Origin of the sequence: Affinundibacterium nitidum, assembly GCF_014284155.1 — a bacterium.
GTDB lineage: Bacteria > Pseudomonadota > Gammaproteobacteria > Burkholderiales > Burkholderiaceae_D > Undibacterium > Undibacterium nitidum.
The window spans coordinates 1-277 of the sequence record NZ_JACOFZ010000053.1 but is presented as its reverse complement, the minus strand read 5'-3'; the positions used below and the strand labels follow the sequence as shown (position 1 = coordinate 277).

Sequence of the window (277 nt, the reverse complement as noted above, 5' to 3'; positions counted from 1 at the left end):
CGGTAGCAGAAACGGCAACTGCAACAGCAAACAGCTTCACGGTCAGTGCGCCAGCTGGTTTAGCGAGCATTACGGTGGGTGGCACCAACGTCACCTTGGCGCAATTAAATGCTTTAGGTGGCACACCAATCACGATCACGACTGCTAAAGGTAGTTTGGTCTTAACGGGCTTTAATAGCGGTACCGGTGTCGTCAGCTACACCTATGACCCAAGTGTCCAAAGTGCAAACAGCGATGTGACCGACAGTGTTACTGTCGCTGTGACGGATGCCTTAGG

At 52.3% G+C, this 277-nt stretch carries 1 protein-coding gene; it reads left to right on the top strand.

Annotated elements, in window-relative coordinates:
- Positions 1 to 277: hypothetical protein (locus H8K36_RS18990; RefSeq protein ID WP_222611292.1), on the top strand; the 277-nt coding region annotated here is incomplete at both ends.